This is a genomic window from Mesorhizobium caraganae (assembly GCF_016836705.1).
Lineage (GTDB): Bacteria > Pseudomonadota > Alphaproteobacteria > Rhizobiales > Rhizobiaceae > Mesorhizobium > Mesorhizobium caraganae.
The window spans coordinates 46,360-65,627 of the sequence record NZ_JAFCGY010000021.1 but is presented as its reverse complement, the minus strand read 5'-3'; the positions used below and the strand labels follow the sequence as shown (position 1 = coordinate 65,627).

16 protein-coding genes are annotated in these 19,268 nt (G+C 65.5%); 9 read left to right on the top strand and 7 right to left on the bottom strand.

The features are described 5' to 3' along the window. Positions 1 to 142: 142 nt before the first annotated feature. Positions 143 to 1,030 carry a LysR substrate-binding domain-containing protein gene (locus JQK88_RS26140; protein WP_192255932.1) on the bottom strand — a complete coding sequence of 296 codons (888 nt, stop codon included), beginning with the start codon at positions 1,028 to 1,030 and terminating at the stop codon, positions 143 to 145. A 222-nt stretch (positions 1,031 to 1,252) separates the two neighbouring features. Between JQK88_RS26140 and JQK88_RS26135 the strand changes: the two genes are divergently transcribed. From JQK88_RS26135 to JQK88_RS26095, 9 genes are read left to right on the top strand one after another with little or no spacing between them, the layout of a single operon-like run. Next, the gene (locus JQK88_RS26135) at positions 1,253 to 2,617 is read left to right on the top strand and encodes an MmgE/PrpD family protein (RefSeq protein WP_312037325.1); all 1,365 of its coding nucleotides are present in this window, start codon (positions 1,253 to 1,255) and stop codon (positions 2,615 to 2,617) included. Between the two features lie 6 nt (positions 2,618 to 2,623). Beyond that, positions 2,624 to 3,865 carry an FAD-dependent oxidoreductase gene (locus JQK88_RS26130; RefSeq protein ID WP_203279902.1) on the top strand — a complete coding sequence of 414 codons (1,242 nt, stop codon included), beginning with the start codon at positions 2,624 to 2,626 and terminating at the stop codon, positions 3,863 to 3,865. 40 nt (positions 3,866 to 3,905) lie between these two features. After that, positions 3,906 to 4,151, top strand: coding sequence for a sarcosine oxidase subunit delta (locus tag JQK88_RS26125; protein WP_246750047.1), 246 nt, complete (start codon positions 3,906 to 3,908; stop codon positions 4,149 to 4,151). Then, positions 4,148 to 7,000, top strand: coding sequence for a 2Fe-2S iron-sulfur cluster-binding protein (locus JQK88_RS26120; RefSeq protein WP_203279901.1), 2,853 nt, complete (start codon positions 4,148 to 4,150; stop codon positions 6,998 to 7,000). Before JQK88_RS26125 ends, JQK88_RS26120 begins: the two co-directional genes overlap by 4 nt. After that, a complete protein-coding gene (locus JQK88_RS26115; RefSeq protein ID WP_203279900.1) occupies positions 7,001 to 7,582 on the top strand; it encodes a hypothetical protein in 582 nt (193 codons plus the stop codon). 9 nt (positions 7,583 to 7,591) lie between these two features. Then, on the top strand, positions 7,592 to 8,500 hold the full coding sequence (locus JQK88_RS26110; RefSeq protein WP_203279899.1) for a dihydrodipicolinate synthase family protein: 909 nt from the start codon (positions 7,592 to 7,594) through the stop codon (positions 8,498 to 8,500). 10 nt (positions 8,501 to 8,510) lie between these two features. Further along, entirely contained in the window at positions 8,511 to 9,479 is a 969-nt protein-coding gene (locus tag JQK88_RS26105) for a D-2-hydroxyacid dehydrogenase (RefSeq protein WP_203279898.1), read from the top strand. Positions 9,480 to 9,498: 19 nt separating this feature from the next. After that, on the top strand, positions 9,499 to 11,040 hold the full coding sequence (locus tag JQK88_RS26100; RefSeq protein ID WP_203279897.1) for a trimethylamine methyltransferase family protein: 1,542 nt from the start codon (positions 9,499 to 9,501) through the stop codon (positions 11,038 to 11,040). Between the two features lie 4 nt (positions 11,041 to 11,044). Further along, positions 11,045 to 12,535 (top strand): N-acyl-D-amino-acid deacylase family protein, encoded by a 1,491-nt coding sequence (locus JQK88_RS26095; protein WP_203279896.1) that lies wholly within the window; start codon positions 11,045 to 11,047, stop codon positions 12,533 to 12,535. Here the strand turns inward: JQK88_RS26095 and JQK88_RS26090 are convergent. The 6 genes from JQK88_RS26090 to hydA are packed head-to-tail and all read right to left on the bottom strand — an operon-like array spanning position 12,520 to position 19,263. Further along, complete coding sequence (locus tag JQK88_RS26090) at positions 12,520 to 13,179, bottom strand: cysteine hydrolase family protein (protein WP_203279895.1); 660 nt, start codon at positions 13,177 to 13,179, stop codon at positions 12,520 to 12,522. The genes JQK88_RS26095 and JQK88_RS26090 overlap by 16 nt on opposite strands. Continuing rightward, positions 13,176 to 14,453: a Zn-dependent hydrolase gene (locus tag JQK88_RS26085; protein ID WP_203279894.1), complete on the bottom strand. Its 1,278-nt coding sequence runs from the start codon at positions 14,451 to 14,453 to the stop codon at positions 13,176 to 13,178. Before JQK88_RS26085 ends, JQK88_RS26090 begins: the two co-directional genes overlap by 4 nt. Beyond that, a complete protein-coding gene (locus JQK88_RS26080; protein WP_203279893.1) occupies positions 14,450 to 15,610 on the bottom strand; it encodes an NAD(P)/FAD-dependent oxidoreductase in 1,161 nt (386 codons plus the stop codon). Before JQK88_RS26080 ends, JQK88_RS26085 begins: the two co-directional genes overlap by 4 nt. Continuing rightward, positions 15,607 to 16,929 carry a Coenzyme F420 hydrogenase/dehydrogenase, beta subunit C-terminal domain gene (locus JQK88_RS26075; RefSeq protein WP_203279892.1) on the bottom strand — a complete coding sequence of 441 codons (1,323 nt, stop codon included), beginning with the start codon at positions 16,927 to 16,929 and terminating at the stop codon, positions 15,607 to 15,609. Before JQK88_RS26075 ends, JQK88_RS26080 begins: the two co-directional genes overlap by 4 nt. Continuing rightward, entirely contained in the window at positions 16,922 to 17,848 is a 927-nt protein-coding gene (locus tag JQK88_RS26070) for a nitrilase-related carbon-nitrogen hydrolase (RefSeq protein WP_203279891.1), read from the bottom strand. Before JQK88_RS26070 ends, JQK88_RS26075 begins: the two co-directional genes overlap by 8 nt. Next, a complete protein-coding gene (gene hydA / locus JQK88_RS26065) occupies positions 17,833 to 19,263 on the bottom strand; it encodes a dihydropyrimidinase (protein WP_203279890.1) in 1,431 nt (476 codons plus the stop codon). Before hydA ends, JQK88_RS26070 begins: the two co-directional genes overlap by 16 nt. Positions 19,264 to 19,268 lie beyond the last annotated feature (5 nt).

The following is a 19,268-nucleotide window of genomic DNA, read 5'->3' as shown; positions in this document are numbered from 1 at the left end:
ATGTTAGAGGCGATGCAAAAATCCCGGAAGGGCTCGAGAGCTCACAAACCGCTGAAAACCGGCCCGCAAGACCTAATAAAACGATGCCATTGGCGTCTCAATTTTTTTCGCGTTCGGTCATGCCGATGCCGGCGACCACCCCTCAGGCGCTGTCTTCCTGCGCCCTCGCCATGATCCATTCGCGCACCGTGCGGGCGATGTTGCCCTTGGAGAGATGGGTCTCGGTCAGGTAGTAATTCCAGGGGCTGGGCGGCCGGACCGGAAACGGTTCGACGAGCAGTCCGCGCCGCAGATACGCATGGGCAAGTGAGCGCTGCGTAGCGACGAGGCCGGCGCCCATGGCGGCAAGCTCGAGCGCGATGTTGGACGCATTCGTCGACAGGCCCTTGTCGAAATCCTGCATGTCGACGCCAAGCGCGGTGGCAACGACCTGCCAGTATTCCTGGCGGCCGTGGACGAAGATCCGGTCCACCTTGAGGATATCCCCCGGCGCTTTGACGGCGTGTTCGCCTTCGAGCAGCGAAGGGGCGCACAGCAGCACCAGTTCGTCGTTCCAGAGCGGAATGGCGGCGGGCGGGCGATCATCGAAGCGGCGCGTCGAAATCGTGATGTCGGCGATCTGTTCGCTGAGATCCTCCCAGATCGTGCCGTGCAGCACGATCTCGATTTCGGGATGTTTCTTGCGGAAGGCGGCCATGCAGCCGGCCAGCCAGTTTTCCGCCAGGCTCATCGGACAGGAGACGACCACGGTGCGATTGCGCGACGAGGTGACGATCGCTTCCGTCGCCTGATCGATCTGGTCGAGCGCCTGGCGCAGGGTCGGCAGGAACGCCTCGCCCATCTCGGTCAGCTTGAGGCTGCGCGGATAGCGGATGAACAATTGCCGGCCGATATAATGTTCGAGCGAGCGGACATGCGTGCTGACCGCGGCCTGCGTATAGCCGAGCTCCTTGGCGGCCATGGTGAAACTCAGATGCCGGGCCGAGCTCTCGAACGACCTGATATAGTTCAAAGGCGGGGGTGGCTTCATCGCCGGCTCCTGGGCTGTACCAGAATAGGTAGACCATGGAGCCGCAGGCGTTCAATTGCACGCAGGCGACATGGCATAGATATTTTTGGCCAATGCCGCTGAACTAATTGCGTGAATGCACGATGAACCCAAATTAATGATGGCGTGACGACAGAGGGAGTGGAGCAAGTGGCTGTGTCGCCCCATCGCCGTGAAGGGCCGGACGCAAGCGCTGAGACTGCCGTGCGACTGGCCGACTTCGTCTTACGCCGGCCGGCATCGGTTTTCCCTCAGGCGGTGCTGGAACAGGCCCGCTACCTCTTGCTCGACACGATTGGAGTAGCGATTGCCGCGGGGCCGATGGAGGCCGGCAGGATCGCCAGGGATACCGCGACCCTCCTCTACAATTCGAGCGATCCGAAACATTCCGCCCGCACGCTTTTCGACGGCCGTCGCGCCTCCCTGGCGGGTGCCGCCTATGCCTGCGCGACGCAGATCGACAATCTCGATGGCCATGACGGCTACAGCCCGACCAAGGGCCATATCGGCGTGGTGGTGGTGCCGGCATTGGCGGCACTGGCCGAACAGCTTCCGCAGCTTAGCGGCCCTGACGCGCTCGCAGCCCTGGTCGTCGGCTACGAAGTCGCCGGCCGCGCCGGCATCGCGCTGCATGCGACCGTGTCGGACTACCATACATCGGGCGCCTGGAATGCGCTCGGCGTCGCCGCCGTGGCGGCGCGCCTGCGCAAGCTGAATGACGAGCAGTTGCGCGAGGCGCTCGGCATTGCCGAGTATCACGGTCCGCGCAGCCAGATGATGCGCGAGATCGCCACGCCGACGATGCTGCATGACGGCTCGGGCATGGGCGCGCTGACGGGCCTGTCGGCGGCTGTGCTCGCCGAACGCGGCTTCACCGGCGCGCCGGCGATCACCGTCGAGGCACCTGAAGTCGCAACGCATTGGCAGGATCTCGGCAGCTTCTGGCAGACAGTGCAGCAATATGTGAAGCCCTACCCGATCTGCCGCTGGGCGCATGCGGCCATCGACGCGACGCGCGGGCTGGTGCTTTCGCATCATCTCGCGCCAGCCGACATCGACCATGTCCAAGTCAACAGTTTCCATTATGCCGCGACGCTGTTCGATGGCATGCCGGACACGACGTCGAAGGCGCAGTACAGCCTGCGCTTTGCGGTTGCGAACTTCATCCTGCATGGCCGCATCGGGCTGGAGCATATTTCCGGCGCCGGCCTCGAAGATGCAGCTGTCGCCGAGATGCTGAACCGCATCAGCGTGTCGGAGCAGGAGCGCCACAGCGCCCGCTTCCCCGCAGGCCGCTGGGCCGATGTCGCCATCACCACGACCGATGGACGGGTGCTGACCTCAGGCGACGTCCACGCGCGCGGCGGACCGGAGGCGCCGCTGACATCAGGGGAGATCGAGGCCAAGTATCTGGAGTTTGCGACACCCGTGCTCGGACGGGGCCGCGCCATGGCGATCCGCGACGCTATCCTCTCGCTGACCGATCCCGACAGCCGCTTCTCCGAGCTCTCCGCCCTGCTCTACGATCCTCCTGTGATCAGCAAAGCCCTCCAGCGGCCGGCGTGGTAGACTGACATGCCGCTCGGGCTGCTGAAATACGGTCTCAGCCGGGACTATCCGGTCAGCGAGGACATCCCCGCCACGCCGGCGCTCAAGCCATCCTACGATGTCGTCATTATCGGCGGCGGCGGCCATGGCCTGTCCTGCGCGCATCATCTGGCGAAGTACCACGGCATCACCAGCGTGGCGGTGCTCGAAAAAGGCTACCTCGCCGGCGGCAACACGGCGCGCAACACCACGACGATCCGCTCCAACTACATCACGCCGCAAGGCATCGCCTTCTACAAGGAAGGCGTGGCGCTGTTCGAGACGCTGTCGCAGGAGCTCGATTTCAACGTCATGTTCTCGCAGCGCGGCCAGCTGACGCTTGCGCATTCGGAAGCGACGCTACGCAGCTTCCATGCACGCGCCGAAATGGGCAAGCATCTGGGCACCCGTACCGAAGTGGTCGACCAGAAGGCGGTCCAGGAACTGGTGCCGTCGCTCAACATGGACTATGGCGGCGCGCTCGAAATCCTCGGCGGGCTCTGGCATGCCGATGGCGGCACCGCGCGGCATGACGCGGTGGCCTGGGGCTATGCCGCGCAGGCGTCGCGGCGCGGTGTCGAGATCCACCAGCGCACCGAGGTGCAAGGTTTTGAAATCGCCGGCGACCGGGTCCAGGCGGTGAAGACCAACCGCGGCCGCATCGCCTGCGGCCAGGTGCTGATCGCGACCGGCGGCATGAACTACGACGTCGCGCTGATGGCCGGCGTCGAACTGCCGATCCGCTGCTATCCGCTGCAGGCGATGGTGACGCAGCCGCTGAAGCCGTGGCTCAACACGCTGGTCTCCTCCGTCTCGCTGCACACCTATCTCGTGCAGTCGTCGCGCGGCGAGGTGGTGATCGGCGGCGGCTCCGATCCCTACCAGCTCTATTCGACACGCTCGACGCTCGACATGAAGGAGCATCTGGCCGAAGGCGCGGTGCATCTGTTTCCGTTTCTGCAAGGTGTCAGGCTGCTCAGGCAATGGGCCGGGATTACCGACATGACGCCGGACAACAGCCCGATCATGGGCGCCAGCCCGCTCGACAATCTGTGGCTCGATTGCGGCTGGGGCACATGGGGCTTCAAGGCAACGCCGGTTGCCGGCAAACGCATGGCCGAGACCATCGCCAGCGGCCGCGTTCCCGATATCCTGAAACCGTTCGCGCTGGAGCGCTTCGAGACCTTCCAGCTGCTCAACGAAATGGGCGCGACGGCGGCCAGTCATTGAACATAAAACAACACTGACGATGAAGATCATGACCTGCCCGATGAACGGCCCGCGCAACATCGACGAGTTCCAGTCTTTTGGGCCGGTGCGCGACGAGTTGGATCCTGAACAGACCGCCGACGCGGACTGGTCGCGACACCTGTTCCGCGCCGAGAACCGCAAAGGCGTCGTGGTCGAGTGGTGGCGGCATGTGCCGAGCAATTACTTTTTCCTCGCCGAGCGCGATCTGGTCAGCAACGAGATCATCCGCACCTTCGATGCCTCGCAGCGCAGCGGCCAGTCATGAACCGCCTGCCCGCCCCTTTCGGTACCCGCATCGACCGGACACGCCCGCTGCGCTTCAGCTTCGAAGGCAAAAGTTTCGATGCCTATGCCGGCGACTGCATCGCCAGCGCGCTCGCCGCATCGGGGCAGTGGATGCTGTCGCGCTCGTTCAAATACCACCGCCCGCGCGGCGTCTTCAGCATGAACGGGGCCGAGGCGAACACGCTGGTGCAGCTGCCTTCGGAGCCCAACGTCGCAGCTGACCGCACGCCGGTCAGCGAAGACCTGCAGGTCCGCGCGCAGAACGTCAACGGCTCGCTGGCGCATGACCGCGACGCCATCATCGACAGATTTGGGCGCTTCCTGCCGGTCGGTTTCTACTACCGCACCTTCATGGGACCGCGCCGCGACAGCTGGCTGAAATTCTGGGAGCCGATCATCCGCCGCAAGGCGGGGCTCGGCATCGTCGACACCAAGGCCGCGCAACGGCATTTCGACAAGTCGCATCTTCATTGCGACGTGCTGGTGGTCGGCGCCGGTCCGGCCGGCCTGAACGCGGCGATCGCTGCCGCCGAATCGGGTGCCGATGTCGTGCTCTGCGACGAGAATCCGGAGATCGGCGGATCGCTGACTTACGGCCGCTACGACCCGGCAATGCTTGCGGACCTGACGGCGCGTAGCGAGGCGCTGCCCAATCTGCTGACAATGACCGGCACGCTCTGCAATGGCTGGTACGAGGACAATTGGCTGCCGCTGATCCAGGGCGACCGGCTCTATCGCACACGGGCACGCGAAGTCATCCTTGCCACCGGCGCGATCGGGCAGCCTGCAATCTTTCGCAACAATGATCTGCCGGGGATCATGCTCGGCAGCGCCGTACAGCGGCTGATCCGCCACTATGGTGTGCGCCCCGGGCAAAAGGCCGTGGTGCTGACCGGCAATGATGAGGGTTATGCCGTCGCGCTCGATCTGGTCGAGGCCGGCGTCTCGGTCATGCTGGTCGCCGATCCACGATCCGGCGGCGTGCCGGGTCCGCTCGAAGCCGAACTGCACGGCAGGGGCGTGGCGATCCAGAAGGCGGTGACGGTTGAAGCTGCGGAAGGTCGCGGCGGACACCTGGCCCGGGTTCGCATCGGCGGACGATGGGTAGAATGCGACCTGCTGACGATCGCCGTTGGCGAGGTGCCGGCATGGCAACTGTCTTGCCAGGCGGGAGCCAAGGTCGGGTACGAAGACGTCACCGGATCGATGACGCTCACGCTGGCGCAAGGGTCGGTGCGGCTTGCCGGCTCGGTCGCCGGAGACCATGGCCTCGAAGGCGCTGTTGCCGGCGGCCGTCGTGCGGCTGCAATGTCACTGCAGCGGCTTGGCCATGCGGTTGCGCGAGATACAGTCCTCGACAAAGTAAAGCCATCCTGCCCGGTCCATGTGCAGCCAATCCTGGCCAATGCGAGAGGCCGCGACTTCGTCGATTTCGACGAGGATCTACAGGTCAAGGACCTGCACAACGCCATCAAGGATGGCTATCGCGAGATCGAGCTGGTCAAGCGCTTCACCACGGTTGGCATGGGGCCGAGCCAGGGCCGCCATTCGGCGCTGGCGACGGCGCGGATCGTCGCCGAAGCGACCGACCGGACGGTGGCCGAAGTCGGCATCACGACGGCGCGCCCACCGGTCGGCCCGGAGACGCTCGGCGTGCTTGCCGGCCATCACGAGGTGCTGGAACGGCGCACCGCACTGCACGCCAGGCATCTGGCACTCAACGCCGCGATGAAGCCGGTCGGCGCCTGGTGGCGCCCGTACTTTTATGGCGATACCGGCGACACGCAAAAGGCTATCCGCGACGAGATCATGGCGGTGCGCGAAGGCGTCGGCCTGCTCGACGTCTCGACGCTCGGCAAGCTGGAGCTGCGCGGGCCGGATGCCGGCGAATTCCTCGACCGGCTCTACACCATGGCGCATGCCAACCAGCCGGTCGGGCGCGTGCGCTATTGCCTGATGCTCAACGAGATGGGCTCGGTGGTCGATGACGGCGTTGCCTACCGCCTGGCCGACGACCGCTTCTATGTCACGGCCACGACAGGCGGCGTCGCGCGCGTCTATGCCGACATGCTGTTCTGGAATGCGCAGTGGCGGCTCAAGGTCGATGTCCTCAATCTCACTGGCGCCTTTTGCGGCCTCAACGTCACCGGCCCGAAGGCACGCTCGGTGCTTGAAGCCTTGTCAGGCGATATCGATTTCAGCCGCGAGGCCTTCCCCTATCTCAGCGGCCGCGAAGGCGTCGTCGCCGGCGTGCCGGTGCGCGTCATGCGGATCGGCTTCACCGGCGAACTCAGCTTCGAATTGCATTGCCCATCCAGCCTCGCGCCGGCGCTGTGGGACGCGGTGATGGCGGCCGGCAAGCCGCATGGCCTCATGCCTTACGGGCTGGAAGCGTCGCGTATTCTGCGCCTGGAGAAAGGCCATATCCTGATCGGCCAGGATACGGATGCGATCACCACGCCGGACGAGCTCGGCTTCGGCTGGGCGGTGTCGAAGAAGAAGCCGTTCTTCGTCGGCAAGCGTTCCATCGAAATGCGCGCCAGGCTTGGCCAGGCGCGCAAGCTGGTTGGTTTGCAATTTCCCGCCGGCGCCAAAGACATACCCGGCGAGAGCTGCCTGGTGCTGCGCGGCAACGATCCCGTCGGCCAGATCACCTCGATCGGCTTTTCGCCGACGCTCGGCTGTTCCATCGCTTTGGCCTATGTCCATGTCGACGACTCCAAAGAAGGAAGCCCGGTGATGGTGAAGTGCCGCGATGGCGCGCTGGTCGAGGTGCCGGTTGTCGGCCATGCCTTCTTCGACCCGACCAATGCGCGGCAGGAGATGTAGATGGCGGGCCTCGACGCAATGCCCGTATTTCCATTCATGCAAGGCGGCGCCGCGCACGGCACAATGCTGCCTTCGGGCGCTGTTGCGCTGACCGATCTCACCGCCAGCCCGCGTTTCGGCCTGAAGGGCGGTGGCAGCGCTGCCTGGCTCGCCGCGCATGGTGTTGTCTTGCCCGCGATCAATCGCATCGGCAGCCATCGCGGCATGCGCGTGCTGCGGCTTGGCAATGAGGATATTCTGCTGCTTCGCGAAGATGCCGGTGAGCCGCTGGCCGAACTGCGGGGCGCCTGGGAAAGCGACACCGGGCCGAAAGGCTATTCGTCCTGGCGCGAGGAAGGCTGGGCGTGGATGCGGCTTTCCGGTCCCGCGATTGCGGAAGCGATGAGCCAGCTCTGCGCACTCGATCTGCGCCCCGACAGATTCTGCGCCGAGGACATTGCGCAGACGCGTGTCGGCCATATCGAGGCGGTTACCTTCCGCGCGCCGGCCGGTTTCGATGTACTGTTCGACGTCACCGCGTCGGCGTATTTCGCTCGGACCGTCTCGGCGGTGGCCAGGCACTGCAAGCAACATCAGGCATAGAGGATATAAATGACCCGCCCGCAAGGAACCATCGCCCCGATCCTGACGCCGTTCGAGAACGATGGCCGCATCGCCCGCGACCTCTGGATCTCGCACGCCAAATGGGTGCTGGACCAGGGCGCGCATTTCCTGTCGCCCTTCGGCACCACGGGCGAGGCGCTGTCGCTCTCCCTCAGTGAGCGCATGCAGGCGCTGGAATGGCTGGTTGAAGCCGGTATTTCGCCCACCCGCATGATGCCCGGCACCGGTGTCACCGCATTGCCCGAAACCATTGAACTGTCCAAGCATGCAGTCGGGCTCGGCTGCGCCGGCGTGATGGTGCTGCCATCGTTCTTCTACACCGCTGCCGGCGACAACGGCCAGGCGCGCTATTACAGCGAGCTGATCGAGCGGGTGGCCAATCCGGCGCTGAAGATGATCCTCTACCACATCCCGCAGAACTCCGGCGTTCCGGTGAGCCCGGCCTTGACCGCCCGGCTAAGCGCGGCGTTTCCGGAGACGGTGGTCGCCTACAAGGACAGCGCCGGCGACTGGAACAACACGGCGGCGGTGATTGCCGCGGCACCTGCGGTCGCGGTGTTCCCTAGCTCCGAGGCGCAGCTGACCAAGGGCCTCGCCAATGGTGCTGCAGGCTGCATCTCGGCGACGGTCAACCTCAACGCCGCGGCCATCCGCGCACTCTACGACGAGACGATCGCGGGCAAGGACGTCACGCAAGCGGATGCCGCGATCAAAGCCTTTCGGAAAGTCATCCAGGATGCCGGCCTGATCCCGGCGATGAAGGCGATGCTGGCCGTGCGCTCCGGCGACAGTCGCTGGCTGAACCTGCGCTCGCCGCATGAGAATGCGACGCTGGAACACGGCAAGACGCTGCTTGCCGCGCTCGGTCCCGCAGCCGACCATATTGGCCGCGGCTGAGGCGCAAGACATGTCGGCTCACCCCACCGTCATCCTGCACACCGACCGGCCGGCGGCAGCGATGGCGGTGCTCGGCGAGACGCATCCGGATCTCACCGTCCACGCCTGCGATACTTATGCGGCTTTGCCGGCTCTGATCGAGCAGACGGCCGCCGAGGTGGTCTACACCGTCCGCTTCGACGGCACGCCGCGCTTTCCCCGCCAGGCGCTTGTCGAAAGCGCGACCGTGAAGTGGGTATCGGTCGGTGGGTCCGGCACGGATCATCTCGGGCGCTGGGATCCGGCGCGCGTCAAGGTGACCAATTCGGCCGGCGTCGCCGCCGGCATGCTGGCGGAATATGCGCTGGGCGCCATGCTGTCCTTCTCGCTCGACCTGCGCGGTTTCGAGCGCCGCCAGCAGGCACGCCAGTGGGGCGGTGGCCGTGTCGAGCCGATCGAAGGCAAGACGGTCCTTGTCATCGGCCTCGGCAAGACCGGTACGGCCGTCGCCAGGCGGGCGAAATCCATGGGCATGGAAACGCTCGGCATCCGCGCCCGGCCGAAGCCGATGCCCTGCCTTGACGAGGTGCACGACCCGGATGCTCTGCTTGCTCTGCTCGGTCGCGCCGACTTCATCGTCTGCTGCGTGCCGCTGCAGGCCAGCACGCGTGGCCTGCTCGGCAAGGCGGCCTTCGCGGCGATGAAACCTTCGGTCGTGCTCATCGATATTTCGCGCGGTGGCGTGACCGACGAGGCAGCGTTGCTCGAAGCCCTCGACGGCAAGCGGATCAAGGGCGCGGCGCTGGACGTGTTCAGCACAGAACCGCTGCCGGCGGACCACCCTTTGTGGGGCTACGACAATGTCGCCGTCACGCCACATTGTGCGGCGGTCTACGAGGGCTGGGATATCAAATCGGTGCGGATGTTCGCCGACAATCTCAAGCGCTACCGCAGCGGCCAGACGCTGGAAAACACAGTCAATCCGGAGCGCGGCTACTGAGGCCGGGAGAACGAAACAAATGACGCAGGACAGGCGCGGCGGGGGCCGCAGATCGAAGATCGGACGCAGCGGCGGCGGCATCGCGCAGCTGCCCTGGCAGCATGTCGAGAACCCCTATCCGCCGATGCAGTTGCTGGACGAGGATCGGATGCAGCGTCTGCACGACACCTCGATGCGCATCCTGTCGGAACTCGGCATCCGCGTCATGAGCGAAAAGGTAATGGATCTGTTTGCTGCGGCAGGCGCGATCGTCGACCGCGAGGAAAAGACCATCAGGATCGACGAGAGCCTGGTTACCGAGGCGCTACGGGCGGTTCCGTCCTCTTTCAGGCTGACCAGCCGCAATCCGCAAAAGCAGGTCCATCTCGGCGGCAATTCGCTGGTGTTCGGCCTGGTCGCCGGCCCGCCCAATGTGCATGACCGCATCAATGGCCGCCGCCAGGGCAATCTGTCCGACTATCAGAACTTCATCCGGCTGGCGCACCACTTCAACGCCATCCACATCATCGGCAACCAGGTTGTGGCGCCGATGGAATTGCCGGCCAATGCGCGGCATCTCGATACCTATTACGCAAATCTGACGCTGAGCGACCTCTCCTTCCACTGCACGGCGATCGGCCGCGCCCGGGCGATGGACGGCATCAACATGATGGCGATCGCGCGCGGCATCAGTGTCGAGGAGATGCGGGCTTCGCCCGGCGTGACGACGATCATCTCGATCAACTCGCCGCGCCTGTTCGACGACGCCATGGCCGAAGGCCTGATCGCGATGGCCGAGCACGGCCAGCCGGTGACGGTCACCCCGTTCACGCTGATGGGCGCGATGACGCCGGTGACATTGGCGGCGGCGCTTTGCCAGCAAAACGCCGAAGCACTGTTCGGCGTGGTGCTGACGCAGCTGGTCAATCCCGGCACGCCGGTGATGTACGGCGCCTTCACCTCCAATGTCGACATGAAGTCGGGCGCGCCGGCTTTCGGCACGCCGGAGAACGCCAAGGCCAACATCATCGCCGGGCAGCTGGCGCGGCGCTACAACCTGCCCTACCGCACCTCGAACGCAAACGCTTCGAACGTCGTCGATCTGCAGGCCGCCTATGAGACCGAGATGGCGACGTGGGGCGCGGTACTCGGCGGCGCCAATCTAATCTACCACGCGGCGGGCTGGCTCGAAGGCGGACTGACGGCGTCCTACGAAAAGCTCGTGCTGGATGTCGAGATTCTGCAGAACATGATGGAGTTCCTGCGGCCGCTGCCGTTCCAGGAGGACGATCTCGGTTTCGAGGCGATCAAGTCGGTGCCGGCCGGCGGTCACTTCTTCGGCGCCGAACATACGATGTCGCGCTACACCACCGCCTTCTACCAGCCGATGCTGTCCAACTGGCAAAACCATGGCGCCTGGGAGGAAGCCGGCGGCAAGGATGCGCTGGAGCGCGCCACCGAGCTCTGGCAGCAGGCGCTGCATGATTACGAGGAGCCGGTGATGGATCCCGCAATCCGCGAGGAGCTCGACGCCTATGTCGCGCGCCGCCGCGAGGAGATCGCCGCCAATCCGGACGGCTGACGCGATGCCATACGATCTCGTCATCCGCCATGGCACGCTGATTTCAGGCGACGGTTCCGATCGCTTCGAGGCCGACGTCGCCATCGACGACGACAGGATCGCCGCCATCGGCGACCTGGGCGACGCACGTGGTGGACAAGAGATCGACGCTTCGGGCAAGATAGTCGCGCCGGGCTTCATCGACGTGCACACCCATGATGACGGCGCGCTGCTGGCACCCGATGGCATGGTGCCGAAGATCAGCCAGGGCGTGACGACGGTGATCGCCGGCAATTGCGGCATCAGCCTTGCGCCTTTGCTGCTGGATCGCGCCCCGCCGCCGCCCTTCACGCTGGTCGGCGGCCAGGAGAATTTTCGCTTCGACCGTTTTGCCGATTATATCGCCGAACTGAAGAAGCGCGGCATCGCCACGAACGCGGCCTTGCTCGTCGGCCACACCACATTGCGTCAGCGCTGCATGCCGGTGACGGACCGCCCGGCCAACGAGGCGGAGGCGGCGCTAATGCAGGAGGCGGTCGCTGAGGCGATGGCCGAGGGCGCGTTCGGCCTCAGCACCGGGCTCGACTACCCGCCAGCCGTCAACTCTTCGACGGAAGAGGTCAGGGCGCTTGCGGCGACGGCGGCAAGCCTCGGCGGGCCGTACGTCACCCATACGCGTAACTATTTCGAGACAATGGATGAGGCGATCGAGGAAGCCATCGACATTGCCGGCCATGCCGGCGGCAAGCTGTTCATCTCACATCACCAATGCACGGGCCGTGCCAATTTTGGCAAGAGCGGTCCTTCGCTGAAGCGCATCGACCAGGCGCGCGAGACCATGGACATCGGCATGGATGTCTACCCCTATGCCGCGAGCTCGACGGTGCTTCGGCTGGAGCGGTGCGACACCGGGCTGAAGATCCTTATCACCTGGTCCACGCCGCACCCCGAAATGGCGCGGCGCGAGATCGCCGACATTGCGCGCGAATGGAATTGCAGCGAGCGCGAGGCTGGTGAGCGCCTGCTGCCGGCGGGCGCGGTCTATTTCCAGCTCGACGAGACGGATGTTCGCACCATCATCGCGCATCCACGCACGATGATCGGTTCGGATGGCCTGCCGCACGACATCCACCCACATCCGCGCCTGTGGGGGACATTTCCGCGCGTGCTCGGCCACTATGCCAGGGATGTCGGCCTGTTCAGCCTGGAAGAGGCGGTGTTCCGGATGACCGGGCTTGCGGCGCGTGAATTCGGCATCGCGCAGCGCGGCACGCTGGCGGTCGACAATTTCGCCGACCTGACGATCTTCGATCCGCAGACGATCATCGACACCGCGACCTTCGAAGAGCCGCGCCAACCGGCTGCCGGCATCGAGCATGTCTTCGTCAACGGCGTGTCCGTATGGAGCAGCGGCAAGACGACCGGCGCACTGCCGGGTGCGGTACTCAAGCCCGCTGCCTCAAAGACGATCGTCAGAAGCGCGTGCGGCTGCGGCGCGGATCACAGCGCTTCGTAGAGGCTGTCGACCGTCTCCAGCGTGTAGACAAACTCGACCGGCCTTGTGCAGCGCCAGCCGTCAAAACTCTGACCGGCGAGCGCCTTCAGCGCCTCGGGCATGCGCAATATGCCGCCGCCATAGAGGCGGTTGGCCATGTCGAGCATGCCGGTGCGGTGCATGGCTTCGCTCATGCTGCCGCAGGCGTCCTTGACCAGCCAGACGCGAAACCCCTGATAGACCGCGTCGAACACGCTTTCGGTGACACAGCTGTCGGTGAGCACGCCGGCGACAACAAGGTTTTCGATCTTGAGATCGGCGAGCCACTGCGAAAGATCGGTGCGGCGAAAGGCGCTCGGCCAGTGCTTGTGGATGACAATGTCGCCGGGCAGCGCCGCCACTTCGGCGCAAATGTCGGCGCCCTCACTGCCGGCCACGGCCGAACGAAACTCCTCGGTCAGGATCTCCTCCTGCCTGGCATAGCCGGCGCGCTCTTCCGGCTTGACCCAGGCCTGCGCGTGGATGACCGGAATGCCGGCGGCGCGGGCGGCGGCGATCAGACGGGCGGCGTTGGCGAGCACGGCATCATAGCCGATGACCGGCCAGGCGGCGCCGGGCCGGTATTCGTTCTGCAGGTCGATGACGAGCAACGCGGCACGGTTCATGGCTGGTCCTTGTCGAAGTCGGTGACGAAACGCAGGAGCAGACGGATCGCCTGATCGAGTTCGGCGATCTCCATCGCTTCATGCGGGTTATGGCTGCCGTTTTCGTTGCGCACGAACAGCATGGCGGTCGGAATGTTCGCGCCGGCAAAGGTGGCGGCGTCGTGCCCTGCCCCGCTCGGCACATGCGGCGCCGGCATCTGCAAATCGGCGGCAGCGCGATCCAGCCTTGCGATCAAAGCTTGCGACATGGTCGCCGGCTCCCAAGTGAAGCGTGACCGGGCTTCGAACGTGACGCCGCGCTTCGTTCCCACCTCCGCAAAGAGCGCGTGCAGCCTTGCTTCAATCCGCTCAAGAACAACGGCCTCGGCGCTGCGCACATCGAGGGTGAAACCGAGCTCGCCGAGCACGCGACTGCCGCCATGTTGCGAGGGGTCGGACTGCACGCGGCCGAAGGTGATGGTGGCTTCGTGTCCCTCGCGCTCGAGCGCGTCCCATTCCGCTTCGAGGCCGGCGACCAGATCGGCGAAACCGAGCACGCTGTCATGCCGAGCAAAGCGCGGCTCGGCCCCGGAATGGGCGTAAGCGCCGAAGCATTTGGCATCGACATAGCGGAACCCGCCGGCGATGCCGGTGACAATACCGACCGGCACGCCAGCTGCGACCAGGCGCGGGCCTTGTTCGATGTGCACTTCGACGAAAGCGGCGATGCGAGAGGCATCGATGCCCGGCACGCCCCGCCGCACGGCGTCGGGATCAAAGCCCTCCTCGCGCATGTGATCTGCCAGGCTGCGTCCGCTGTCCGAATGCTTCGCATCCAGCGCTGCAGGATCGAGCAGTCCGAGCGCGGCCCGACTGCCGGGATAGGACAGCGGAAACCACACGGCCTCCTCGGCGCGCGTCACCAGCACGATGAGATCGCGCGGCAATTGTATGCCTTGCCCGACCACCTCGGCCATCACCGCCAGGCCCGCCACGACACCGGCGGCACCGTCAAAATTGCCGCCATGCGGCACGCTGTCGAGATGGGAGCCTGTAACGATTGCCGGCAGGTTGGGATCGCGACCTCTGAGGGTCAGATAGAGATTGCCGGCAGCATCGACGCGCGCGACCGCGCCGAGTTTTTCCGCTTCCTCGCGCATGAGATCATGGGCGAAACGTTCGCCGGAACCGTAGGCGATGCGCGTGACGCCCGGCGCATCGGCGGTGGCTTGCGCCAGTGTCTCCAGCAGGCGCCCGGCCAGTCGGCCGCCGGCCGTCAGTCCGGCATCGCTCATGAAGCAACCCGCGCGAATTGAGACACGCGCAGCCGGTGTGGCGTGAGATCGTCGAGCGACACCCCTTGCCGCGCGACATCATCCGGCATGCCGGTACCGGCGATCAGGCTGGCGCAGACGCGCGACAGTGCCGGCGAGGTCTTGATGCCGTAACCGCCCTGTCCGACCAGCCAGACGAAATCCGGCACTTCGTCATCGGGGCCGACAACGGGCGAACCGTCGGTGACGAAGGTGCGGAGGCCGGCCCAGGAGCGCGACACGCGCTGCACCTCGATGGTGGTGGCCCTTTCGAGACGCTCGGCGCCGATGGCGACGTCGATGTCCTCGGCATAGGCATCCATCGGCGGCGACAGCGTCGCATCGGCCGGCGAGACGAAGAGTTGCCCGGCATCCGGCTTGAAGTAGAACTCGGCGCCGACATCGTGGACCAGCGGCCAGTCCGATATGTCGACGCCCGCAGGTGCGGGGATGTTGAAGGCGGTGCGGCGCTTCGGCTGCAGGCCGACGGGGCGGACGCCGGCCATGACGGCAATCTCATCGCCCCAGGCGCCGGCGGCGTTGACTATGCGCGGCGCAAGAAAGGTTCCGGCCGGGGTGTCGACCCGCCACTGGCCGCCTTGCCGGTCGATCACCTTGACGCCAGCGTTGGTGACGATCCTGGCGCCTCGTGCACGGGCGCCGCGCAGAAAACCCTGGTGCAGGCCGTTGACGTCGATGTCCATCGAATGCGGTTCGATATAGGCGCCGGCGAGATAGTCGGCGCGCAGCACCGGAACGCGCTGGATCGCCTCGGCGGGCGTCATGGCGACGATGGACGGAACCAGCGCTTGAGCCGCCTTCAGATCTTGCGCTAGGAGCTCAAGCTGGTCGGCGCGGGCGACGGTAATCATGCCGCGCTTGCTCAGCAGCGGATAGTCGGAAAAGCCGGCCGGCGGTTCGGTCAGGAACGAGCGGCTTGCCAGCACGATGCGGCGGATGACGCCGTTGCCGTAGTTTTCGGTAAAGCTTGCCGCCGAGCGGCCGGTGGTGTGGTAACCGCAATGGCTCTCGCGCTCGAGCAGCACCACCTTGGCCGACCGGCTGATCTCGAAGGCAGCGCCGGCGCCAGCCATGCCGCCGCCAATGACGATCACGTCCGTTTCTTCAGCGGCACTCATGGACATCCATCCTTCACTATCACGACTTCGCCGCGCGGCACCGGTCGCGGTTCGCCCAGCCGCCCGCGTTTGGCGCGGTCGCGGGCGCCGCGGCCTTCGACGAGATTGTCGGCCAGAGCGTTTTGCCGGGCGCAATCTTCCAGGGCGGTGATGACAGGCACCGGCTTGCCGGCAATCTCGATGCCTTTCAGCCGCGCCCAGACGGCGCGACGCTTGCGTGTCTGATGCGACTGCAGTTCGCCGAGTTCGGCAAAGCTGCTCTTGCGCTTGATCGCCAGCGCGCCGGCTGCGACCGCCGCGTCGAACAGTTCGAGGCCACGCCTGGTGCGCACGATTATGCCGTTGAGGGCTTCGTCATCGACCGCCGGCCCACCATTCAGCCAGGCATCGGACGCGACGATGTCAGCGACCTGGCCGACGGCGTCGGGGCAGATCTTGCAGCGCGGCTGGATCATCCATTTGTCCTCGTCCTCCCAAAGCTGCCGGTAGGTGAGCTGGAAGGCGCGGCCGTCCTTGGTTTCGATCCGGTTCAGCCCGGGATTGCCGTAGCCCCGGTAGCGGAACAGCGCGAGCTCGTCTTCGGCGAGGCCGAAGCGCTGCAGCACCTGTTCGGATTTCGACAGGTCGGATGCGCCGCCGCAGACGAAAGCGAGCGCATAGCTCATGTATTTGTCGACGCGCGGATCGTGCCGAGCCAGATTGCGAACGGCGGTGATATCGCAAGGCTTGGCGATCAGCGCGAAGGGTTTGCCGCGAGCGAGTATCTCGCTGAAATTCTCTAGCGGCGCGACCGGCCCGTAGCGCGAGCCGGCGCCTTCGAGAACCGACGCGGCATCGAAGCTCAGCCGCCGCTCGCTGCGCATCGGGGCGGTCCGCGATGCGGAGACGTGCAGGACGAAGTTGACGCGGCCGGACGTCAGCAGGAACTGGCCAAGCGCCGTCAACACGCCGCCGCTCGATGCCTGGAACCGCACCGCCGGGTCTCCGGCATAGCCGAGGCTGACCCGCTCGGCAGGCCCCCATACCGTGTCTGTCAGCGCGGCTGTAGCCGTTTGCGACGGCGGCGGGCCTGCGATCCGCGTTCCCGGGCAGACGGCGTTGATCCGTGTCAGGGTCGAATGGTTCAGCGCCACGCGGGCGACCGGCCGCAGGCGCCCCTCTGGCGTCATGATCATCGCGATTTCTTGCGGGCCGGCGAGCGACCGGCAGAGCCCGCAACCGATACAAAGTCCGTTCTCGACGATCTCAGCCAGCGATAGCGGAATGGCCGGCGGCGTCGCGATGCACGCGACGGATCGGTCGCGGCCCAAGTCAGACATGCGAACCGACGGGCTCGCTGATGAGGCGATATTGATCGGGGCGGCGATAGAGCGCGAAATCGAAATTCACCTTCCGGCAGGTGGCGATGAGATCGAGGTCGGCGCGATGGACGATGACCTCGTCGCCGAGCGAAATCGCCTGCGCCGCAATCTCGCCGGTCGGCGCGATGATGCAGGAGCCGCCGATCAGCGCCTGGCCATCCTCAAGGCCGGCCTTGGCGGCGGCGGCCACCCACAGCGTGTTCTGGTAGGCGCCGGCCTGCATCGGCAAATGGTTGTGGAACATCCTGAGATGCGCCAGCGCCGGCGCCTCATCGAGCAGCAGCGGCGTGTTGTAACCGAGCACCGCCACCTCCGCGCCGTTGAGGCAGAACATGCGATAGGTTTCCGGCCAGCGGCGGTCGTTGCAGATTGCCATGCCGACGCGGACGCCGCGATAATCGAAGACCGGAAAGCCGAGATTGCCCGGCTCGAAATAGCGCCGTTCCAGATGCGTGGTCGTGCCTTCTTCCGGCTCGGCCGAGCCCGGCACATGCATCTTGCGGTAGCGGCCGATGAAGCGCCCGTCCGGTCCGACCAGATCCATGGTGTTGAAATGGCGCGTGCGGCCGTCTTCCCTAGCGAATTCACAGTAGCCGAGCGCAAAGCCGATCTTGAGACGAGCGGCTGCATCGTAGAGCCGCTGCGTCTCCGGCCCCGGCATCGCGCTCTCGAAGAAGGCGTCGATCTCGGCCTGATCGTCGATACGCCAGCGCGGAAAGAAGGTGGTCAGCGCCATCTCGGGAAAGACGGTAATCTCGGCGCCAGCCGCAGCGGATTGCTCCAGCAGATGGACGAGGCGACCGACCGTTTCGGCACGTGTCGCGCTGCGCTGGATCGGTCCGGTCTGGGCGACCGCAATGGTCAGGCATCGAGCCATGGCGTCGTCTCCTCGACTGGTCTTCCCGAGCGGGCCGGATCAGCGGCGGTGCGCTCCACGAATTGTCCGAAGCCCGGCTGCGCCTTCAGCACACCATCGGCGATCGCCGGCACGCCGCGCACCAGAACGGTGGTCGGTTTGCCGGTCACGCTCCTGCCCTCGTAAGGCGTGAAGTCGACACGCGAATGCAAAGCGGCGTGGCCGAGCGTCCAGGTGGCTGTGGGATCCCACAGCACTAGGTCGGCATCGAGACCGACCGCTATACGGCCTTTACGATCGGCGAAGCCGTAGATGGCGGCGGCATTGCGCGAGGTGAGATCGAGATAGCGGTCGAGCGTCAGCCGGCCGGTCAGCAGCCCCTCGGAGAACAGCAGCGGCAAGCGAGTCTCGATGCCGGGAATGCCGCTGAGTGTCGTGGTAAAGCCAGGTGTTTCCGCCTTGCCGATCTTGTCGGCGAAGTAATAGGGCGAATGGTCGGACGACCAAAGATCGATGCGGCCGTCGATCAGCGCCTGCCACAGATGCTCATGGCTGCGTGGCGAACGTGGCGGCGGCGAAAAGACGAAACGCGCCGCATCGAGCGCCGAGCGGTCGAGATCGGCACCACTGATGAAGAGATATTGCGGGCAAGTCTCGGCGATGGCGTCGACGCCACGCAATCGCGCCCGCGCCACCTCTTCAGCCGACTGCCAGGAGGAGACATGCACGATGGTCATGCGCGCGCCGGTCATTTCGGCGAAGGCGAGCGCGCGGTGCGTCGCCTCGCGCTCCATAGTCTCGCTGTGCGCGACGACGTGGTAGCGTATGTCGGTGCGGCCGAGGTCGATCAGCCGCTGGCGTGTGCGCCTTATCGCGGCGTCGTTCTCGGCATGGACCATGACGATCCAGCCAAGCGTGTGGGCGGTATCGAGCACCTTGAAGAACAGATCATCGTCGACGGCAAAGCCCTGATAGGTCATGAACAGTTTCACCGAGGCAATGCCGCGGCTGGCAAGCGCGGCGAGTTGCTGCTCGACATCGGCGCCGGTGCCCATCGTCACGACGGCATGCAGCCCGTAGTCGATCACCGCACGGCCCGCGGCGCGATCGAGCGCGCGATCAATGGCGCCGATCGTCGACATATCAGGACCCGGCATGCCGAACGGGACGATGCAGGTGGTGCCGCCAAAAGCAGCCGAAATGGTGCCGGATTCGAAATCGTCGGCATTGCCCGCCCCGCCCCAGACCGGCTGGTCGAGATGACAATGGGCGTCGATGCCGCCGGGCATGACCCAGCGCTTAGCTGCGTCGATCAGCGTCTCTCCGGACAAGCCATTGCCGATGGCTGAGATGCGGCCGGCATCGATGCCGATATCGCAGTCGGCCCAGCCGTCGTCGAGCGCGACGCGTCCACCTTTGATGACCAGCTCATGCATTCGGT